At 69.1% G+C, this 18825-nt stretch carries 20 protein-coding genes; 9 read left to right on the forward strand and 11 right to left on the reverse strand.

Annotated elements, in window-relative coordinates; genetic code table 11:
* Positions 1 to 494 precede the first annotated feature (494 nt).
* Positions 495 to 1457, reverse strand: a complete 963-nt coding sequence (locus ACZ7KI_RS13390; RefSeq protein ID WP_470273408.1) for a zinc-dependent alcohol dehydrogenase family protein — start codon at positions 1455 to 1457, stop codon at positions 495 to 497.
* 77 nt (positions 1458 to 1534) lie between these two features.
* Between ACZ7KI_RS13390 and ACZ7KI_RS13395 the strand changes: the two genes are divergently transcribed.
* Entirely contained in the window at positions 1535 to 2170 is a 636-nt protein-coding gene (locus ACZ7KI_RS13395) for a TetR/AcrR family transcriptional regulator (protein WP_470273409.1), read from the forward strand.
* 8 nt (positions 2171 to 2178) lie between these two features.
* On the opposite strand, the gene ACZ7KI_RS13400 is transcribed toward ACZ7KI_RS13395, so the two are convergent.
* Complete coding sequence (locus ACZ7KI_RS13400) at positions 2179 to 3105, reverse strand: LysR family transcriptional regulator (RefSeq protein WP_470273410.1); 927 nt, start codon at positions 3103 to 3105, stop codon at positions 2179 to 2181.
* Between the two features lie 72 nt (positions 3106 to 3177).
* Between ACZ7KI_RS13400 and ACZ7KI_RS13405 the strand changes: the two genes are divergently transcribed.
* Positions 3178 to 4146 carry a DMT family transporter gene (locus ACZ7KI_RS13405; RefSeq protein ID WP_470273411.1) on the forward strand — a complete coding sequence of 323 codons (969 nt, stop codon included), beginning with the start codon at positions 3178 to 3180 and terminating at the stop codon, positions 4144 to 4146.
* On the opposite strand, the gene ACZ7KI_RS13410 is transcribed toward ACZ7KI_RS13405, so the two are convergent.
* Both ACZ7KI_RS13410 and ACZ7KI_RS13415 read right to left on the reverse strand, forming a co-directional pair.
* Entirely contained in the window at positions 4060 to 4545 is a 486-nt protein-coding gene (locus tag ACZ7KI_RS13410) for a universal stress protein (RefSeq protein WP_470273412.1), read from the reverse strand. The two genes, ACZ7KI_RS13405 and ACZ7KI_RS13410, sit on opposite strands and share 87 nt — an antisense overlap.
* Before the next feature lie 7 nt (positions 4546 to 4552).
* On the reverse strand, positions 4553 to 6124 hold the full coding sequence (locus tag ACZ7KI_RS13415) for an MDR family MFS transporter (protein ID WP_470273413.1): 1572 nt from the start codon (positions 6122 to 6124) through the stop codon (positions 4553 to 4555).
* 85 nt (positions 6125 to 6209) lie between these two features.
* Between ACZ7KI_RS13415 and ACZ7KI_RS13420 the strand changes: the two genes are divergently transcribed.
* Positions 6210 to 6791: a TetR/AcrR family transcriptional regulator gene (locus ACZ7KI_RS13420; RefSeq protein WP_470273414.1), complete on the forward strand. Its 582-nt coding sequence runs from the start codon at positions 6210 to 6212 to the stop codon at positions 6789 to 6791.
* Here the strand turns inward: ACZ7KI_RS13420 and ACZ7KI_RS13425 are convergent.
* Positions 6779 to 7669 (reverse strand): LysR family transcriptional regulator, encoded by an 891-nt coding sequence (locus tag ACZ7KI_RS13425; RefSeq protein ID WP_470273415.1) that lies wholly within the window; start codon positions 7667 to 7669, stop codon positions 6779 to 6781. The two genes, ACZ7KI_RS13420 and ACZ7KI_RS13425, sit on opposite strands and share 13 nt — an antisense overlap.
* A 100-nt stretch (positions 7670 to 7769) precedes the next feature.
* On the opposite strand from ACZ7KI_RS13425, the gene ACZ7KI_RS13430 reads away from it, so the two are divergent.
* Positions 7770 to 8645: an NAD(P)H-binding protein gene (locus ACZ7KI_RS13430; RefSeq protein WP_470273416.1), complete on the forward strand. Its 876-nt coding sequence runs from the start codon at positions 7770 to 7772 to the stop codon at positions 8643 to 8645.
* 491 nt (positions 8646 to 9136) lie between these two features.
* On the opposite strand, the gene ACZ7KI_RS13435 is transcribed toward ACZ7KI_RS13430, so the two are convergent.
* From ACZ7KI_RS13435 to ACZ7KI_RS13455, 5 genes are all read right to left on the reverse strand, one after another.
* Positions 9137 to 10354 carry a glycosyltransferase gene (locus tag ACZ7KI_RS13435; protein WP_470273417.1) on the reverse strand — a complete coding sequence of 406 codons (1218 nt, stop codon included), beginning with the start codon at positions 10352 to 10354 and terminating at the stop codon, positions 9137 to 9139.
* A gap of 177 nt (positions 10355 to 10531) precedes the next feature.
* Positions 10532 to 10717, reverse strand: a complete 186-nt coding sequence (locus ACZ7KI_RS13440; protein ID WP_470273418.1) for a response regulator transcription factor — start codon at positions 10715 to 10717, stop codon at positions 10532 to 10534.
* Complete coding sequence (locus ACZ7KI_RS13445; RefSeq protein ID WP_470273419.1) at positions 10698 to 11195, reverse strand: DNA-binding response regulator; 498 nt, start codon at positions 11193 to 11195, stop codon at positions 10698 to 10700. The genes ACZ7KI_RS13440 and ACZ7KI_RS13445 overlap by 20 nt, the downstream gene beginning before the upstream one ends.
* A gap of 196 nt (positions 11196 to 11391) precedes the next feature.
* Positions 11392 to 12039 carry a TetR/AcrR family transcriptional regulator gene (locus ACZ7KI_RS13450; RefSeq protein ID WP_470273420.1) on the reverse strand — a complete coding sequence of 216 codons (648 nt, stop codon included), beginning with the start codon at positions 12037 to 12039 and terminating at the stop codon, positions 11392 to 11394.
* Between the two features lie 46 nt (positions 12040 to 12085).
* Positions 12086 to 14326: an ATP-binding protein gene (locus tag ACZ7KI_RS13455; protein WP_470273421.1), complete on the reverse strand. Its 2241-nt coding sequence runs from the start codon at positions 14324 to 14326 to the stop codon at positions 12086 to 12088.
* Positions 14327 to 14418: 92 nt separating this feature from the next.
* On the opposite strand from ACZ7KI_RS13455, the gene ACZ7KI_RS13460 reads away from it, so the two are divergent.
* The 5 genes from ACZ7KI_RS13460 to ACZ7KI_RS13480 all read left to right on the forward strand — a co-directional run bounded on the left by ACZ7KI_RS13460 (position 14419) and on the right by ACZ7KI_RS13480 (position 18494).
* Positions 14419 to 15063, forward strand: coding sequence for a helix-turn-helix transcriptional regulator (locus ACZ7KI_RS13460; RefSeq protein ID WP_470273422.1), 645 nt, complete (start codon positions 14419 to 14421; stop codon positions 15061 to 15063).
* Between the two features lie 214 nt (positions 15064 to 15277).
* Positions 15278 to 15805, forward strand: coding sequence for a toxin-antitoxin system HicB family antitoxin (locus ACZ7KI_RS13465; RefSeq protein ID WP_470273423.1), 528 nt, complete (start codon positions 15278 to 15280; stop codon positions 15803 to 15805).
* 62 nt (positions 15806 to 15867) lie between these two features.
* On the forward strand, positions 15868 to 16713 hold the full coding sequence (locus tag ACZ7KI_RS13470) for a DUF4097 family beta strand repeat-containing protein (protein WP_470273424.1): 846 nt from the start codon (positions 15868 to 15870) through the stop codon (positions 16711 to 16713).
* 33 nt (positions 16714 to 16746) lie between these two features.
* Positions 16747 to 17697, forward strand: a complete 951-nt coding sequence (locus tag ACZ7KI_RS13475) for an ATP-binding cassette domain-containing protein (RefSeq protein ID WP_470273425.1) — start codon at positions 16747 to 16749, stop codon at positions 17695 to 17697.
* A complete protein-coding gene (locus ACZ7KI_RS13480) occupies positions 17694 to 18494 on the forward strand; it encodes an ABC transporter permease (RefSeq protein ID WP_470273426.1) in 801 nt (266 codons plus the stop codon). Before ACZ7KI_RS13475 ends, ACZ7KI_RS13480 begins: the two co-directional genes overlap by 4 nt.
* 16 nt (positions 18495 to 18510) lie before the next feature.
* Here ACZ7KI_RS13480 and ACZ7KI_RS13485 read toward each other — a convergent pair.
* Positions 18511 to 18825, reverse strand: a 315-nt coding sequence (locus ACZ7KI_RS13485; RefSeq protein WP_470273427.1) for a transposase, incomplete at its 5' end; no start/stop codon positions are given.

The following is an 18825-nucleotide window of genomic DNA, read 5'->3' on the forward strand; positions in this document are numbered from 1 at the left end:
GCTAAACGCGAGATGTGTCCCAGCGTCACGGGGGATCGTCCCGTCAGGGTAGTGAAGGGCCCCTTCACTACCCTGAGGGTAGGCAAGGAGGCCTTCACGGCGCGATGACTCATACGCCACGTTTGACTTACCTCTCAATAACCCTCATTAACACTCACGACCCCGCACGGAAAAGTATATAGCGGCATCAATCGGACACTCGATCGGCTGGCGGTGTCCCTTGTGGACACTGAAGCCCGCTGGTGTCCAGAATCAGGCCCTGCCCTATCCCGGCTCGACCTTGATCAACGGAAGATCGGGGACCTTGAGTGTCCCTGATCTTCCGTTGATCAAGCTCCGCCGCTGGTGCGCGGCCCGTGACAGTGCAGGAATAGTCGCCTGACCTGCAAGATCGCGACTTTGCCGGGCCTCCTTCCCTACCTTGAGCGTAGGGAAGGAGGCCTTCACGGACACGCCACCTTCGGCTTACCCTCGGCCAGAACCGTCGAGTTTTTTTACTGGCTTGGCCTCAGCACGATCCGGCCGAACACCTCGCCGTCGTCCATCTTCCGGTGCGCCAGCACGGCGTCTTCCAACGGCAGGAGTTCGTGCACCACCGAGCGCAGTTCGCCCCGTGCCGCGCCCGCGAACTGCGCGGCGGTCACGGCGCGCCGATCGGTTCCGGGCACCGAGTCGGCGCTGAAAGCCCCGAACGACAAGGATTTCCGGAACGTCGCCAGTATCTTCGCGCCGAAGTCCGCCGGTGGCATCCCGGCGACCACGCCGACGAGCACCATCCGGCCGTTCGGATCGAGTTTGTCCACAAAGGACGGAAGGCCCGGTCCGCCGACGATGTCGATGATGACGTCGTAGCCCTCGGGACCGTCTCCGTGGCCAGAGCGGTCCAATACGTGCGTCGCCCCCAGTTCGCGCAGACGCTCGCCTCGTTCGGCCGAGGACGTCGTGACCGCCACGGCGCTCGCGCCACCGGCGGCCGCGAGTTGCACCGTCATGATCCCGATGCTGCCCGCCGCGCCGCGCACCAGTACCGACTCGCCGGGAGCGAAGTGCGCGTGGGCGAGGGCGAAATGGGCGACCATGCCGGAAGACCCGAGCGCCACCGCGTCGGCGGCGGGCAGGTCCTCGGGAAGAGGCAGGATGCCCTCGGCGGGGACCGTCTTCCGCTCGACGTACCCGCCGCCCTCGCCGGTGAACGCCCATACGCGGCGCCCGATCCACGCCGGGTCGACGCCGTCGCCGACCGCGGTGACGGTGCCGGCCACCTCGTTGCCGGGGACGTGTCCTTCCCGGAAGCCGAAGCCGGTGAGAGCCCCGCTCCGGATCACGGTGTCGACGCCGCCGACACCGATCGCTTCGACGCTGATCAGCACCTCGCCCTCGGCGGGAACGGGGGAGGGAAGATCGATGACCGCCAGTCCTTCAGGGCCGCCGAACTCCCGGATCTCGACTGCTCGCATGGTGTCTCCTGGTCTTTGTTCGCTGACCCGGCGGACGCTAACGGACGCCCCCGTCCGTTTTGGCTAAAGTGAGAGTGGTGACCCGTCATTTGCCTCGGATCCCGCGCTCCGACGCCGTGGACAACCGCGAACGCATCCTCGAAGCGGCTCGCGCGCTGTTCGCCACCGAAGGCCTGAACGTGCCGCTGCGGGAAGTCGCGCGCCGCGCCGAAGTCGGTCCCGCCACGCTGTATCGCCATTTTCCGACCAAGGAGATCCTGGCGACCGAGGCCTTCGCCGACCAGATGCGCCGATGCCATTCCGTCGTCGAGGAGGGGCTCGCCGATCCGGATCCGTGGCGCGGTTTCTCTTCCGTCATCGAGAATATCTGCGAATTGCACGCTCGTGACAGGGGTTTCACCGCGGCCTTCGTTTCGACGTTCCCGAAGGCGGGGGATTTCACCGCGGACCGCGACTACGCGCTCAAGGCGATCGCCGAGCTGTCGGCCCGCGCCAAGGCCACCGGGAAGCTGCGCACCGACTTCGTCCTCGACGACCTGATCCTCATGCTCATGGCCAACAACGGAATCCAGGCCGTGTCGCCCGCGGCCCAGGTGGCGGCGTCCCGGCGGTTCGCCGCGCTGGTGATCCAGGCCTTCCAAGCCACGCCGGAACACGCGCCGCTGCCCCCGGTGGCACGGCTGGCACTGGTGGCTCCGGGCCTGACCCGCTGAGCCGTGCTTCACGGTGCGTGGGGCGAGTCCCAGGCGCGGGCGGCTTCGACCAGCGCCGTGACGCATTCGGCGACGGCGGGCCGGGTTTCCCCGTGGGGTTGCACGGCGTAGAGCTGCCGACGCAGCGGAGGATCGAGCGGCGCGCACACCACGGTGGGCGGGGCCATCGTGGTGGCCATACTCGGGACAAGGGTGACCGCGCCGAACCCGGCGACCACGGCGAACTGGGTGCCGAATCCGCTGACCGTATGCCGCACCGTCGGTTCGATCCCGCGTTCGCGCAGGGTGTGGCCGAGCCAGGCGTTCGCCAAGGAGGGACGGGCCCAGGCGACCCAGATCTCCTCCGACAGCTCGTCGGCTCGCACCGATTCCGCGCCGGAGTGCCGGTGCCCGGCAGGCAGCACGATCATCGCCGAGTCGTCGCGCAGGACGGTCCAGCGGGTGTCCGGCGGCCGGGTGAGCGGCAGGTTCTCCCAGCTCTCGACGACCACGACGTCGAAGACTCCGTCGGCGAGGGCGGGCAGGGCCACTTCCGGTTCGACCTCGTGCAGCCGGGTCTCGATGCCGGGGTGGTGGACGGCGAGGCCGGTGAGCGCGGGCGCGATGAACGTGTGGACCCCGGACGGGATGGCGCCGATCTCGACGACGCCGGTCGTCTCGCCGGTGAGGGAGTCCAGATCGGCGCGGGCGGCCCGGAGTTCGGCGAGGACGCGGTCCGAACGTTGGGCGAGCAGCAAACCCGCCGGGGTGAGCCGGACGCCGCGACCGTGCCGGACGAGCAGCCCGGTGCCCGCTTCCCGTTCCAGTTTGGTCAGCTGCTGGGAGATCGCCGACGGCGTCACGTGCAGCACTTCGGCCGCCGCGGCGAGCGATCCCCTTCGCCACACCGCGTGCAGCATCCGCAACCGCTCCACATTGGACAGATCGCCACTCATTAGCCGAGCTTAACCCTCGCGGTAAGAGGAACTCGCTGGTCCTCCCCGCCGCCGTGCGGTCGAATCGAACCCATGGTCCACCACGGAATTCTCGCCGACCCTCGGGTGCAAGGAGTGCTCGGCGCCCTCGCGATCGCCCTGTCCGGACCGCTCGTGGCGTTGTCCGGCGTGAGCTCGACGACGGCGACGTTCTTCCGCTGTCTGTTCGCGTTGCCCATCCTCGTGGTCCTGGCACGGACCCGCGAACGGGGTCATCGCCCCGCCCCGGCCGCGCGGCTCCGGCACGTGCTCGCCGGCGTCCTGCTCGGGATCGACATGGTGTTGTGGAGCGAGGCGATCCTCGCCGTCGGCGCCGGCGTGGCAACGGCTCTGGTCAACGTGCAGGTCATCCTGGTCCCGCTGGCCGGACTGCTGTGGTTCGGGGAGCGGCCGTCGCGCTTCTTCTGGCTGTCGATCCCGCTCATGCTGGCGGGCACGGCCTTGGCCGGGGGACTGGCGGACGGCGGCGCCGAGGGCAGCGATCCCTGGTATGGCACCGGCATGGCGGTACTGGCGGGCGTCGCCTACGCCGGCTACCTCATCCTGTTGCGCCGCGCCGGAACCGAAGGCGGCGGCCGGACGACGATGCTCGCCACCGCGACCGCCGCCTCCGCCGGCGTCGGGGCGCTGTCCGGCCTGGCGACGGGGACCCTCGACGGCACGCCGCCGGTTCCGGCGCTGCTGTGGTTGCTCCTGCTGGCCGTGACCGGACAGGTGCTCGGCTGGCTCCTGATCGGGAAGGCCCTCTCGGCCCTGCCGTCGAGCGGCGGGTCCGCCATGCTGATGCTGCAACCCGCCGCGGCGATCCTCTTCGGGGCCGCCCTGCTCGGCGAACGACCGACCCTGCCGCAACTCGCGGGCTGCGCGCTCGTCGTCGTCGCGGTGGGTGCCGTTTCGTTCCTCGGCGGCAGGCGGTCAGGGAACCACAAGCACCGGCCAGTGCCCGGCCTTGATGAGCTTCGTCGCGACCGAGCCCGCGAACCGGTGACCCGCCTTCTGTGAAGCGCCGACCACCACCGTGTCGACCTGGCCGCGGTCGGCGGTGTCGCGAAGCGCGGTGTACGGATCGCCGTAGGTCTTCAGGAAACTGACCGGCACTTCCAGTTCTTCGGCCGACGCGCGGATCTGCTCACGGAGTTCGGCGTACAGCTGCAGTGTCGTGTCGTGTTCCACGGTCGCCGCCACCGCCGGGCCGAGATTCGTCAGCGCCGTGCGGGAGACGACGAAGGCGACGATCAGCCTGCCGCCCTCGCGCCGTGCCATGCCGAAGGCGAAGGCGGCCGCCCGCATCGCCGTGTCGGAGCCGTCGACCCCGGCCAGGATGGCCCGCCCCGAGTGGTGCCGGGGCGGGCCGAAACGCTCCACAGTGGACTCGAAGGCCCTGGTCGCGTCGCCGTTCATCGCGCGCCTACCCGGCGACCGCGTCGGACGCCGGGGCTTCCGTCTTCGTCTCCACATCGAGGGTGGTGCGCAGGGTGAGCGGCTTCAGCAGCAGCGCCGCGATCACGCCGACGACGCCCACCGCCGCGGAGATCAGGAAGATGTGCGCGGTCGCGTCGCCGTACACGGTGTGCACGATCGTCTGGACCTCCGGCGGCAGCGCCTTGAGGTTCAGCGCGCTGACGCTTCCCGTCGACGCCTGCCCTTCCGGTACGTGCAACGCGGTGGACAGATCGGCGGTGACCCTGTTCGCGAGCACCGCGCCCAGCACCGAAACCCCGATGGTGCCGCCGAGTGACCGGAAGAAGGTCACCGACGCGCTCGCCGCGCCGAGGTCCCGCAACGGCACGGTGTTCTGCACGGCGAGGACGAGGTTCTGCATCGTCATGCCGACACCGGTGCCGACGACGGCCATCGCGATACCGACCAGCCACAGCGGCGAGGCGTGGTCGACCGTGCCCAGTCCGAGGAAACCGGCGACCAGGATGATCGTGCCCGCCACGATGTACGGCTTGATGCGGCCGGTGCGGCTGATCAGGCGGCCGGACACGGTCGAGGACACGAGCACGCCCGCCATCAGCGGGATGGTGAGCAGACCCGCCTCGGTGGGGGAGTAGCCGCGGCCGATCTGGAAGTACTGGCCGAGGAACACCGCGCCGCCGAACATCGCCATGCCGACCGCGAGACTCGCGATGATCGCCAGCGCCGGGGTGCGCTGGGTGACGATGTGCAACGGGACGACGGGTTCGCGGACCTTCCGCTCCACCAGCACGGCGAAGACGAGGAGCACGGCGCCGCCGGCCACCATGACAGCCGTCTGCCACGAAAGCCAGTCGAAGGTGTTGCCGACGAACGAGACCCAGATCAGCAGGACACTCACGCCCGCGGCGATGAGACCGGCGCCGAGGTAGTCGACCCGCACGTTCTCCCGGCGCACGGTCTCCAGCTTCAGGGTCCGCTGCAGCACGAGGAACGCCGCCACCGCGATCGGCACGCCGACGAAGAAGCACCACCGCCAGCCCAGCCACGGCACGTCCACGATCAGCCCGCCGAGCAGCGGCCCGCCGACGGTGGCGACGGCCATGACGGCGCCGAGGTAGCCGTTGTAGCGGCCTCGTTCCCGCGGCGGGATGATCGCCGCGATCACGACCTGGACCAAGGCCTGCAGACCGCCGACGCCGATGCCCTGGAAGGCGCGGGCGGCGATCAGCTGTCCGGTGTTCGGGCTGAACCCGCTGATCATCGACCCGATCACGAAGATCACGATCGCGACCTGGACCAGTGTCTTCTTGTTGAACAGGTCGGCGAGCTTGCCCCAGATCGGGGTGGTGGCCGTCGCGGCGAGGAGGGTGGCGGTGACCACCCAGGTGTACTGGGTCTGCGTGCCGTTCAGCGAGCCGATGATCAACGGCAGCGCGGTCGAGACGACCGTCGAGCTGATCATCGCCACGAGCAGCGCCAGCAGCAGTCCGGACAGCGACTCGAGCACCTGGCGGTGCCCCATCGCGCCGGACGTCGCCGTCGTTCCTTCGGTCTTCATGGCGTCCCTTCGGGCTTCGGACGATTATTGCTCATTGTGCAAACTTGCACAGTGGGAACTTTATTCCCCTCGCTACGCTGTCCTGGTGGACACCCTCGACACGCTCCGCACCCGCAAGAAGGCGGCGACGCGGCGATCACTGCACGAGGCCGCGCTGCGCCTGGCGATGGAGCACGGTCTCGACGGCGTGACCGTGGAGGACGTCGCCGACGCGGTCGGGGTGTCCCGGCGGACGTTCTCGAACTACTTCGCGAACAAGGAGGAGGCGATCCTGCACGCCGACCGCGAGCGGACCGGCCTGCTCGTGTCGCTGGTCGAAGGCAGGCCGTCCGGTGAGAAGCCGCGACAGGCGCTGCGCGCGGCGTGCCGTGAGCTGTACCGGGCGCGTCCCGTCCCCGACCGTGAATGGGTGGCGCAGCTACGGCTGCTGCGGCGGCACCCGTCGTTGCTCGCCCAGCAGGCCAGCGATCACTTCGCGCTGGAGCGCGACCTGACGGCCGTCCTGCTCGCCAGGGGACACGGTCTCGATCAGGAGCTGGCCCGGCTCACGGCGGCGACGTTCCTCGCCGCTTTGCGGACGGCGAACGTGCTGTGGCTGGAAGGCCCGGACGATGAGCCGCTGCCCGACGTCGTGGACCGGGTGCTGAGCCGCGTTCAGGTCCGCTGACCGATCGCGTAGGCGGTCGTCACCACCGTCGTGGCCGCGCGGACGAAGGCGGCGACAGCCGGTGAGCGGGAGTCCTGCGGCCACATCACGGTGAGCGTTGTGGGCTCCAGGTCGTCGACGGCCAGGTACGTGATGCCCGGCCTGCGGTAGCGATCCGCCACCGACACGGGCAGGAAACAGACGATGGTGCCCAGCTCGACCAGTTTGAAGATCTGCGTCAGATCCGACACGGGACCGTGAGGTGTCACGGTGACGGACGAGCTGTCCGAAGAGCCCTGATCGGCGGGGGCGCCGTCGGGCAGGTGGCGTCCCGCCAGGTCCGCCAGGGTCAGCCGCGACCTGGCCGCCAGCGGGTCGTTCGCGGCCAGCGCCACCAGCCGGGGTTCGGTCAGCAACGGTTCGAAGTCCAGGCGGCGGGCGTCGAACGGACTGGGGACGAGTGCCACGTCCGCCCGCCCGTCACGGAGTTGCCGCGGCTGTTCGCCCCGGCCGCCGAGGATCAGTTCGATCGGCAGCGCACCGTCCTCGGCCTCATAGGCCTCGATGATCTTCGGCAGCAGACCGGCGTCATGGTCGGCCTTGAGCGCCAGCCGCAGCCGCGGATCGGGGCGGCCCGCCTGTCGTGCCCGTCGCTCCGCCGCGGCGACCGCTTCGAGCGCGGTCCTCGCGTCCCGCAGGAAAACCTCGCCCGCCGCGGTCAGCGTGACCTGGCGGGTGGTGCGTTCGAGCAGCCGGACGTCCAGTCGTCGTTCCAGGTCCCGGATCGCCCTGGACAACGGCGGCTGCGCCATCGAAAGCCGCTCGGCCGCCCGCCCGAAGTGAAGCTCCTCCGCGACCGCCACGAAGTAGCGAAGCTGCCGCGTCTCGAGGTCACTCATATCGCCAGGGTATCAATGGCGACCGAGCCGGTCCTTCAGTCCGACGGCCGTCCCGCCTTGACTGGGTGACATCGAAATCCCCTATCACCTCGGAGTCTTCATGATCGTCGTCACCGCGCCGACCGGACAGATCGGCAGTCAGGTGCTCGGCACCCTCCTCGAAAGCGGCGAAGCAGTCCGTGTGATCGCTCGCGATCCCGCCCGTCTTCCCGATCACGTCCGTCAACGTGTCGAGGTCGTCAAGGGCACGCACGGCGACATCGACGTCGTCACCGAAGCCTTCGCCGGTGCCGACGCCGTGTTCTGGCTCGTCGCCGCGGACCCCCGCGCCGAGAGTCTCGAAGCCGCCTTCGTCGACTTCACCCGGCCTGCTTGCGAGGCCTTCGAAAAGCAGGGCGTCGCCCGGGTGGTCGGGATCTCGGCCCTCGGCCGTGGCGTCGCGAAGAACGCCGGGCACGTTTCCGCGTCGCTGGCCATGGATGACCTGATCGCCGGCACGGGCGTGAGCTATCGGGCGCTGACGATGCCCACCTTCATGGACAACCTGCTGTGGCAGGCCGAGTCGATCGCGAAGAACGGCGTCTTCTTCGCGCCCGTCTCGGCTGACCGCAAAGCGCCGACCTGTGCCACCCGCGACATCGCCGCGGTCGCCGCCGGATTGCTGCTCGACCCATCGTGGCAAGGCGTCGCCGACGTCCCCGTTCTCGGCCCGGAAGACCTGTCCCAGAACGACCTCGCGGAGATCATGACCGAAGTGCTCGGGCGCCCGGTTCGCTACCACCAGGTCCCGATGGACGCCTTCCGCGCGACGCTGCTCGAAAACGGGCAATCCGAGGCGATGGCGCGAGGGATGGCCGACATGATGGCCGCCAAGGACGCGGGGCTGGACAACGCCGAACCGCGGAGCCCGGAGGCCACCACACCGACGACCTTCCGCCAGTGGTGCGAGGAGGTGCTCAAGCCGGCCGTCTCGTGATCGGGTATGCCAAAGGTGGTGTGTCCGTGAAGGCCTCCTTGCCTACCTTGAAGGTAGGTAAGGAGGCCTTCACGGACTTAAGGATACGGTCAAACAGTAGCTAAACAGACATTTCTACTTGACTTGTGTCCCTTGTGGACGATCGGGAACGGCGGGTGCCACCCCTTATTGAGGGGTAAGGCAAGGGTGGCGTGGTGGGTGGTAAGTCCGTGAAGGCCTCCTTGAGGGACTCTGGGTCCCTCAAGGAGGCCTTCACGGACTTCAAGACGGGACGTTGATGTCACAGCCGTCCCACTGTCACCAGGGATCACGCCTGACGGTAGTGAAGGGCTCCTTCACTACCGTCAGCGTAGGCAAGGAAGCCTTCACCACCAGGGAAACGCGTAGGCAGCAGCGACCACAGCCCGCGACACGACACGTTTGACTTACCCCTCAATAAGTCCCTGGCATTGACTTTCAGGGTAGGGAAGGAGGCCTTCACGGACTTCCCGTCACGCCGTCTTGGCCAGGTCGAAGAGCATCTTCGCGGCCACGGTCGCCCCGTCGGTTCGCATCGTGCCGGCCACGGCCTTCGCCCGGTCGCGCGTTTCGGCGGTCAGGACCGTCTTGAGCGCGGCGGACAGGGATTCGACGGTCGGCGTCGGATCCTGGTGCGCCGCCCCGACGCCCAGCTCGGCCACCCGGGCGGCCCAGTACGGCTGGTCCGCGATCCGGGGGACGATCACCTGTGGCGCGCCCGCCAGGGCGGCCGTCGTCGTGGTACCCGCACCGCCGTGGTGCACGACCGCGGCCACTCGCCGGAACAGGGCTTGCTGGTTGCCCTCGCCGACGACGAAGCAGTCGTCGGCGTCGTCGATCGAGGTCAACCCGGCCCACCCACGGCCGAGCACGATCCGCCTGCCCTGCGCCCGGATCGCCTCGACGGCCACCCGTGCGATGTCCTTCGGCGCGTGGGCGGCCATGCTGCCGAAGCCTACGTACACCGGCGGCGAACCGGCATCCAGGAACTTCTCCAGGTCGTCCGGGAGGGGGCGGTCGTCCGGCCGGATCCACGCTCCCGTTTGGACGAGTTCGGCGTCCGTCATTCCTTCCGACGGACACAACGTCGCGTCCGCCGCCAGCCACGGCCGGTCGGTGAAGACGTGGCCGCGGACGTCGTCCACCGGGGGCAGCCCGATCGCCGCCCGGTGAGTGTTGAGTGCCCCGCCGTACAGGGCGTTCACCCGCTCCGCGTCCTGCCGCCACAGCGTCCGGTTGTCGGTCTCACCCGCCGGGGACGGCGTGCCGGGACGCGCACCCGGCGGGTAGTGCCGCGACGGATGCCCGAAGATGTGGAAAGCCGCGTACACGTACGGGATGTCCAGTTTCTCGGCCACGTCCCGCGCGCCGGCGGGCAGCAGGCCGGTCGCCAGGAGCACGTCACACCCCTCCGCCGCCGTGGTCAGCGTTTCGAACCTCGCGGCGACCAGTGCCGGAGCGAGCTTCAGCGCGTCTTCCCCTGTCGGCGGCTTCGGACCGGCGACCACCGAGTGCACCGACGGTCCGAGCGGCACCAGCGGCACGTCGGCCCGCTCCAGCAAAGCCACGAACTCGTCGTCCGGCGGTGCGCTGATCCGCGCTTCCGCGCCCAGTTCCCGCAAGGCCATCGCGAGCCCGACCAAGGGCTCGACATCCCCGCGCGACCCCCACGACGTCATCAAAACACGCACTTAGCGACTCCCATTTTCGCAGGTTTCTGCTTCAGGGCGGCAATTCTGGGGGATCACCCCGGCCTTGCCGCAAGCCCCCATGTCCGCTATAAATTGAAGGGGGCGGGGAAAAGACCTCTTTCCTGCCATGTCCACTCTGGACGGGCAGCGGCTCCCGAAACTCCCGAATCCCTCTTTTCAGATGGAGCCCGTGCGCAGCGCGAAAGCCACCGCGTGCGTGCGGTTGTGCAGGCCGTAGCGCGTCATCACCCGATGAAGGACGTTCTTCACCGTGCTCTCCGAATAGGCGAGTTCGGCCGCGATCTCCTCCGTGCCGTGCCCGTCGGCCAGCAGCCGGAGGACCTCACGTTCCCGGTCGGACAATCCGGACAACGCGAGCCCGTTGGGGGTCAGCAGGTCCTCCTGCAGCCTTTCGAGCTGGGAGGAGGCTGCCCTGCAAACGAGGCGGCAGGGCCCCGGCGCCCTGGCTGACCGCGAGAATGGTCCGCACCAGGTGTTCACCGTCGAGGTCGCGCCGCGGCAGCAACGCGGCCATCCCGCATTCGATCGCCGTCATCAGGACCTGGACCGGGAAATGGTCGGTGACGATCACGCACCGGGGAGGCGACTCGAGTGTGGACGCGGAACGAACCTGGCGCAGGAACGTGAAAACCGGGTCGCCGATCGAATTCCCGATCGTCACGATCACTTCGGCCGACCCGAGGTCGGTGTCGGACAGCACTTCCAGCCGCGAGTCGGCGCCGATGATGGCCGTCGCGCCCAGTCCGGCCAGGAGATCCGGGGCATGGACGGCGACTCTGACGCGGCCGGTTTCCGCCGCGCTCTTCCCTCCGCGATTCACGATCGAGTCCCCATCCGAAGCACCCGGAAACAAGCCACACGGAAACGCTCCATACGAAACGTTCCAGGTGGTGACTGCCTCTAGCGTTACTTAGAGGTTATAACGTTCCAACGTTGTATGTCAACCGGCACACAGCTAGACGCCCGATGGGCGGAAAAGATTCAGCGTGGACGCGATCGGCTCGGCGAAACGCCGGTCACCGCGTGGTGAGGTCATTCAGTTCGTCCGCGATCAGCAGGTCGGGGTCGAATTTCATCCCGGTGAAGTGCCCGGCGAGTTCGAGGGAGAGCACACCGTGCAGGCGGGTCCAGAAGGCGAGCGCCCGGTGCAGGGTCGCGGACGGGGCCGGATGGTCGCCCGCCCATGCGCGGTGGCTGTCCAGATGCGCGTCGAACGGCGTCTCCGGCTTGTCCACGGTGATCGCGCCGCACGCTTCGAGCAGGACCGTCATGACCTCGTTCGAGATGGCGGTGGTGTCTTCCGGCGCGTGGTAGCCGGGGACGGGTGTGCCGTAGATGAGGAAGTAGCGCTGCGGGTCGCTCCGGGCCCAGTCCCGGATGGTGACGGCCAGCCCGGCCAGATCGGCGCCGGAATCGAACGCCGCACGGACGGTGTCGGCGAGGCTCCGGTAGGCGTCGCGGATCAGCGCGGTGATGAGCTCGTCGCGGCTGGCGAAGTACCGGTACAGGGCCGGGCCGCTCATGCCGACCTGTTTGGCGATCGCGTTGAGCGACAGCGCGGAGACCCCGGCGGTGGCGATCTGCTCCCAGGCGTGCTGCTTGATCTCCGCGCGCACCTGGTCGCGATAGCGCTCCCGCGGGCTCTGCCCGTCCGCGTCCCTCATCGGCCCTCCCGCTTCATCGGCCCGAAGCTTACCCACGAGGACATGATCACCCGGGCAGGAGCGCGAGTTCGGCCAGCGCCTGTTCCCGCCGGGCGCGGAGGCCGGGCTCGGGGGAGAGCTCGACGGCCAAGGTGAGGCACTCCCTGGCCTCCTCGAAGGCGCCCGCTTCCCGCCAGGCGCGTCCCTCGCGGAGCGCGCAGATCGCCTCCATCGAGCCGAATCCGCCTTCCCACGAGAGCCATCGGCTGGTGCGGTAGTAGCCCGCCGCTTCCCGCCATTCGGCGAGCCCGCCGAGCACGTCGCCGATCGCGCGCAGGGTCAGCGCCTTCAGCATCCGGTGGAGCCCGGGGTACGTGTCGCCCGCGAGCCGTTCGGCGTCGGCGAGCACGCCGCGGTGGACGGCGAGCGCTTCGGCGTGCCGTCCGGCCGCGAGCAGCGAATGGCCGTAGACGTTCCGGGCCGAGCTCTGCCCCTCCCAGAACGGTAGTTCGCCCGCCGATTCGTACCCGCGTTTCGCGTATTCGAACGCTTCGGCGTCTTTCCCGGCATACCGCAGCACCTGGCCCAGGTAGATCGTCGCCCAGGTCCGCTCGGTGCGGTCACCGATCCGGGTGGCGATGTCGAGTGCGCGACGGTGTGCCTCGACGGCGGCTTGGGCGTCGTCGAGGCAGACATTGGCCGCCCAGCCGACGAAGTTGAGCAGTTTCGCCTCGTCCGCGGCGTTGCCGAGCGCGTTCGCCGCCGCCGCGCCGAGGGAGAAGATCTCCCACCACGGCCGCTGCCCGCTCCGCCCGTCGGAGTACCAGTGCAGTGCGACGGCGAGCTCGCTGACCTCCCGATGCCTGCCCTTCCGCGCCGCCACCCGTTGCGCGGCGACCCAGTTGTCGCCTTCGACGTCCAGCCAGCGGGCGACCTCGTCCCGCGAGCCGAACCGGCAGGTATCCGGCGCCTTGGGATAGAACAACCTGGCCGCCTCGGCCGCTTTTTCGAGCAGATGACCGAGCACGATGTCCCGTACGGACGGATCCTCCTCCGCCTCGAACCGTTCCTCGGCGAACAGGCGGATCAGGTCGTGGAACTGGTGGCGTTCCGGTTCGGCCGTGGTCTGCAGGAGACTGGCGTCGACGAGTTCGTCGAGGTGCTCGCGGACGTCGGCGGGGGCGGCGCCGGACACGACGCACGCGAGTTCGAGACCGAAGTCGGCGCCCGGCACGGTCGCCAGCCTGCGGAACAACCGCCTCGCCCCGGTCGAAACCGCGCGATAGGACAGGTCGAACGCCGAGCGCAGTTGCAGATCGCCCGCCGCGAGCGCGCGCAGCCGGGTGCCTTCGTCGCGCAGCCGGTCGGCCAGCTGGGCCAGCGACCACTGCGGGCGGGTCGCGAGCCGGTTGCCCGCGATCCGGACGGCGAGCGGCAGATATCCGCACAGCTCGACGAGTTCCCGCGCCGCGGCGGGTTCCGCGCGCACCCGGTCCGCCCCGGCGATCATGGCGAGCAGGCCGGTCGCGCCGTCGTCCGAAAGGGGTTCGAGCCCCAGCCAGCGGGCGCCCTCCAGCCCGGCGAGCGTACGGCGGCAGGTGATCAGGGTGAGGCTGCCGGGGCCGGTGACCAGCAGCGGCCGGACCTGCGCCTCGTCGGCGGCGTTGTCGAGCAGCAGCAGGACCTTCCGCCCGTCGAGCAGCATCCGCAGCAAAGCCGACCGTTCGCTTTCGGAGGCGGGTACCTGCCCTGGCGCGACGTCCAGCGCGCGCAGCAGCCGGTCGAGCGCGGCGCGGGCACTCAGCGGTTCTTCGTCCATCCCGCGCAGATTCACCGCGAAGCAGCCGTCGGGGAAGTCCCCGCGCACCCGGTCCGCCGCCGTCACCGCGAGCGCGGTCTTCCCGACCCCGGCCTGTCCGACGATCGCGACCACGCCGCCGCCCTCGGCGACTTTCGCGGACAGCTGCGCCAATTCGCTTTCCCGGCCGCACAGATCCGCGAGGGGAGCGGGCAGCGCGCAGGTCGCCGCGGCCTGTGCGGCCAGCGCCGGATTCCGGCGGCGCCCCTGCTTGGCGACGGTCAGGAAGAACTCCCGGTCACCTTCGGTCAGGCCGAGCGCGTCGGCGAGCACCTCGGCGGAGCGCTGCTGGGCGGCCCGCGCGCGGCCGTGTTCCAATTCGCGCAGGGCGCGGACGCTGAGCCCGGAGGCCTCGGCCAGCCGTTCCTGCGTCCACCCGGCGGCCCGCCGGTGTTCGAGCAGGAGCTTTCCGAACACCGACCGCTTGTCGTCCGTCTCCACCGGTTTCACCGCGGTCCATTCAACCGGCAGGCTTCCGGTGGCGAAAAGCTGCCCCCTCCTTGCGCTTGTCCTGCCTTCTCCGGAGCCGGTTACCTGGAAACATGTCGACGATCATGACGACGACGGCACGGGCGAGCGTCCGTGCCGAGGAACGCCGGGAGATCCGGGTCGCGGTGCACGCCACGGACCCGCTCGTCCGGGCGGGACTGCGCAGCGCCCTCGGCTCCGGCCCGGGCATCACCTTGCGGGACGATCCGGAGACGGCCGACGTCCTCGTCGCGGTCGCGGGAACCGAGCCGCACCGCATCCCGGCCGGGCCCGCCCGGCTGGTGCTCGTTGCGGATCAGCCGAAACAGGCCGACCTGTGGGCCGCGGTGGAACGCGGCCTCGCCGTCGTCGTCGCGCGTGCCGAGGCGACACCGGCGCGGCTGCGGCGCGCGGTCGCCGACGCCCACGCCGGCCGGGGCGATCTCCCCGCCGATCAGCTCGGCAGCCTGCTCCGGGGAATTTCGCGGCTGCACAAGGAAGTTCTCGAACCGCGCGAGATCACCCTCAGCGGACTGTCGCCGCGCGAGACCGAGGTGCTCCGGCTGCTCGCCGAGGGATACGACACCGGCGAGATCGCCAGGAGGGTGGCGTACTCCGACCGGACCGTGAAGAACATCCTGCACGGCCTGCTCAGCCGATTCGGCTTGCGCAACCGCACCCACGTCGTGGCGTACGCGCTGCGCGAAGGCCTCATCTGACGCCGCGTACCGCGGCTTGAGCCTGGGTAGCGGCCTGCCTTGGTGACCCCCACACCTGACGGCAGGTCACTCCCCTTCCCGTGGGTGTTTTGGGTCGTTCCGACGACCCAAAACACTCACACTTCCTGCCATCCACCTGCGGAAACGCCACTTTGGCACAAGGTGGCGCCACATTGGCCTTGCAATGGCGCCATGATGGTGCCATGATGGCATCATGGATTTGACGCCCTTTGTGGACAACGTTCGCCGGGAACTCGCTCTCGCCGCCGAGGCGGGCGGAGCCGAGGCGAGTGCCCTCGCCGAACGCCTGACCGCGCCGCTGGCGTCGGCCATCCGCCTCGCGCTACTGGACGCGCTGTCCGCCGCGTCGGACGAGATCACGCGAGATCTCGCGCCCGGCTCGGTCGAAGTCCGGCTGCGCGCCGGGGAAGCCAGTTTCGCCGTCACACCGCCCACGGTCGAGCCCGCCGGTCCCGCTGGTCCCGCCGCCGTATCGGCGCCGGAACCCCCGGTGGCTTCACCGGCGGACGAAGAAGGGGCAACGGCCCGGATCAACTTCCGGCTGCCGGAACACCTGAAGGCACGAGTCGAAGAGGCCGCGGCCGCGCAAGGCCGTTCGGTCAACGCGTGGCTCGTCCGTGCCGCGTCCGCCGCGCTGCAGCCGGCGGAACGGCCCACCACGCCGAACCCGGCGAGCGGCGGTCGTCGCGCCGCGCAGCGCTACACCGGCTGGGTCAGCTAGCTCTCAGCCACATCCGCTCGACCAGCACAAACACCGATCACACCACCTTTGAGGGGACAACCATGCCTACTTTCGCCACCCCGGAACCCATTCTGGCCGACGTCGAACCGGTCGTCGGCAACGTCCGCATCGTCGCCACCGACCGCACGGACACGGTCGTCGAAGTCACTCCGGTCGACGAGAGCAACGAGTCCGACGTGGACGCCGCGAAGCGGACCGTCGTCGAGTTCTCCGGCGGCACGTTGACCGTCCGGGCACCGAAAATGCGCCTGCTCGACTTCTCCAACCGGACGAGGTCGATCGACGTCACCATCGAACTGCCCACCGGTTCCCGGCTGCAGGGGAGCACCGGCCTCGGCGACCTCACCGCGACCGGGCGGCTCGGCGCCTGCCGTTACAAGTCCGGCACCGGACACCTCCGGCTCGACCACACCGGCGAACTGAAACTGCACTCCGCCTCCGGAAGCATCGTCGTCGACCACGTCGCGGGCAACGCCGACGTCACCACGAGTTCCGGTCGCGTCCAGATCGGTGAGATCGAGGGCACCGGGGTGATCAAGAACTCCAACGGCACCACGACGATCGAAGCGGCCGGTGACTCGATCCGCGTCCGCTCGGCCAACGGCGACATCACCGTCGACAAGGCCGAATCCGGCGTGGAAGCCAAGACCGCCAACGGTTCGGTCCGAGTGCTCGACGCCGCCAGGGGCACGCTCACCCTCGAGACGTCGATGGGCGATGTCGAGATCGGCATCCGCGAGGGCAGCGCGGCCTGGCTCGACGTGAAAACCGGCTTCGGCCGCGTCGTCAACGAGATGGACACCGCCACCAGCCCCGACACCGCGACCGACAAGGTCGAAGTCCACGCGGGCACCTCCGTCGGCGACATCGTCATCCGCCGTTCCTGACCCACGGATCCATACACACCAGGGGGAATCCACATGAGACATCCGGCCATCTCCGCGACCGGACTGCGCAAGTCCTACGGCGACAAGGTCGTGCTGGACGGTATCGACCTGCACGTCCCGCCCGGCACCGTTTTCTCGTTGCTCGGCCCGAACGGCGCGGGCAAGACCACCACCGTCAACATCCTGTCCACTTTGGTCGGTCCGGACGCGGGCACGGCGACCATCGCCGGGGCCGATCTGGCCACCGATCCGGACGGCGTCCGCGCCGCCATCGGCCTCACCGGACAGTTCTCCGCGGTCGACAATCTCCTCACCGGTGAGGAGAACCTGTTCCTCATGGCGGATCTGCACCATCTGCCGCGCCGTGCCGGGCGCGAGCGCGCCGCCGAACTCCTGGAACGGTTCGAACTGACCGACGCGGCGAAGAAGACGCCGGCCACGTTCTCGGGCGGCATGCGCCGCAAGCTCGACCTGGCGATGACGCTGATCGGCGACCCCAAGGTCATCTTCCTCGACGAACCGACCACCGGTCTCGACCCGCGCAGCCGCCGCACGATGTGGCAGATCATCCGCGACCTCGTCGACGGCGGTGTGACGATCTTCCTCACCACGCAGTATCTGGAGGAGGCCGACCAGCTCGCCGACCGGGTCGCCGTGCTCGACGGCGGCCGGGTCGTCGCACTGGGCACACCCGACGAACTGAAGCGGCGCGTTCCCGGCGGGCACATGCAGCTGAAGTTCGCCGACGCCGTCGCGCTGCGCGACGCGAGCCGTGCGCTTCAAGTGTCCACTTCGGACGAAGGATCCCTGGCGCTGCGCGTGCCGACCGACGGCACCGTCACCGCCCTGCGCGCCGTGCTGGACCGGCTCGACGCCGAAGCCGTCGCTGTGGACAGCCTCACCGTGCACACGCCGGATCTCGACGACGTGTTCCTCAGCCTCACCGGTCACCGGACCGAAGCGACCAAGGAGCCGGTCCGATGACCACCTTGTCCCTGTCGATGCGTGACTCGGCGACCATGCTGCGCCGCAACATCCGGCATATGCAACGCTATCCGTCGCTCACCATCATGCTCATCGGTCAGCCGATCGTGTTCCTGCTGCTGTTCGTCTACGTTTTCGGCGGCACACTCGGAAACGGACTCGGCGGCGGGGGCGGCCGTGCCGAATACGTCGGCTATGTGACACCGGCGATCCTGCTCATCACCGTGTGCAGTGCCGCGCTCGGAACCGCCATCTCCGTCGCGACCGACATGACCGAGGGCATCATCGCCCGGTTCCGCACCATGGCGATCAGCAAGGCCTCGGTACTGACCGGGCACGTCGTCGGCGCGCTCATCCAGACGACGTTCGCCCTCGCCGTGGTGTTCGGAGTGACGCTGCTGATCGGCTTCTCGCCGACGGCCGGCGTCGGCGAGTGGTTCGCGACCGCCGGCCTGCTGTTGCTGCTGACGATCGCGCTCACCTGGTTGTCGGTGGCACTGGGACTGGCGGCCAAAAGCGTGGAGACGGCCAGCAACACACCCATGATCTTCATGTTGCTTCCCTTCCTCGGCAGCGGGTTCGTCCCCACCGACTCGATGCCGGCGTGGCTGCGCTGGTTCGCCGACTACCAGCCGTTCACCCCGGTCATCGAGACGATCCGAGGACTGCTGCTCGGAACTCCGATCGGCAGCAGCGGCTGGCTCGCCGTCGGCTGGTGCGCTGTGCTCGCGCTCGTGGGATACGGGTGGTCGAAGTCCCTCTTCGCGAAGGAACGTGAATCGCCCCGGGTTCGGTAGAGACTCGTTGTTGGGGTCAGGCGACCAGGCTGATCAGGTCGCCGTCCGCGTACAGGGTCTCGAACTCGACGGGTGGCCGGTCGCCGCATGCTCCGTGGAGTCGCCGGGTGTTGTACCACTCGATCCACGCGGCGGTCGCGACGTCGACTTCTTGCTTATTGTGCCATGGCCCGTTCGGTTTAATCAACTCGGTTTTGTAAAGTCCGATGGCGGATTCCGCGAGCGCGTTATCGAGAGCATCGCCGACCGTGCCGATTGACGCGTCGATACCGGAATCGATAAGGTGCTGCGTGAACCGGAACGACGTGTATTGGCTTCCAGCGTCGGAATG

The organism is Amycolatopsis sp. NPDC039088 (genome assembly GCF_055598845.1).

Coding starts and splice junctions, on each gene's coding strand:
- ACZ7KI_RS13390 (WP_470273408.1), bottom strand. CDS start 1,457: ATGCGAGCAGTCGAGATCCGGGAGTTCGGCGGCCCTGAAGGACTGGCG.
- ACZ7KI_RS13400 (WP_470273410.1), bottom strand. CDS start 3,105: ATGAGTGGCGATCTGTCCAATGTGGAGCGGTTGCGGATGCTGCACGCG.
- ACZ7KI_RS13405 (WP_470273411.1), top strand. CDS start 3,178: ATGGTCCACCACGGAATTCTCGCCGACCCTCGGGTGCAAGGAGTGCTC.
- ACZ7KI_RS13410 (WP_470273412.1), bottom strand. CDS start 4,545: ATGAACGGCGACGCGACCAGGGCCTTCGAGTCCACTGTGGAGCGTTTC.
- ACZ7KI_RS13415 (WP_470273413.1), bottom strand. CDS start 6,124: ATGAAGACCGAAGGAACGACGGCGACGTCCGGCGCGATGGGGCACCGC.
- ACZ7KI_RS13425 (WP_470273415.1), bottom strand. CDS start 7,669: ATGAGTGACCTCGAGACGCGGCAGCTTCGCTACTTCGTGGCGGTCGCG.
- ACZ7KI_RS13430 (WP_470273416.1), top strand. CDS start 7,770: ATGATCGTCGTCACCGCGCCGACCGGACAGATCGGCAGTCAGGTGCTC.
- ACZ7KI_RS13450 (WP_470273420.1), bottom strand. CDS start 12,039: ATGAGGGACGCGGACGGGCAGAGCCCGCGGGAGCGCTATCGCGACCAG.
- ACZ7KI_RS13460 (WP_470273422.1), top strand. CDS start 14,419: ATGTCGACGATCATGACGACGACGGCACGGGCGAGCGTCCGTGCCGAG.
- ACZ7KI_RS13465 (WP_470273423.1), top strand. CDS start 15,278: ATGGATTTGACGCCCTTTGTGGACAACGTTCGCCGGGAACTCGCTCTC.
- ACZ7KI_RS13470 (WP_470273424.1), top strand. CDS start 15,868: ATGCCTACTTTCGCCACCCCGGAACCCATTCTGGCCGACGTCGAACCG.
- ACZ7KI_RS13475 (WP_470273425.1), top strand. CDS start 16,747: ATGAGACATCCGGCCATCTCCGCGACCGGACTGCGCAAGTCCTACGGC.
- ACZ7KI_RS13480 (WP_470273426.1), top strand. CDS start 17,694: ATGACCACCTTGTCCCTGTCGATGCGTGACTCGGCGACCATGCTGCGC.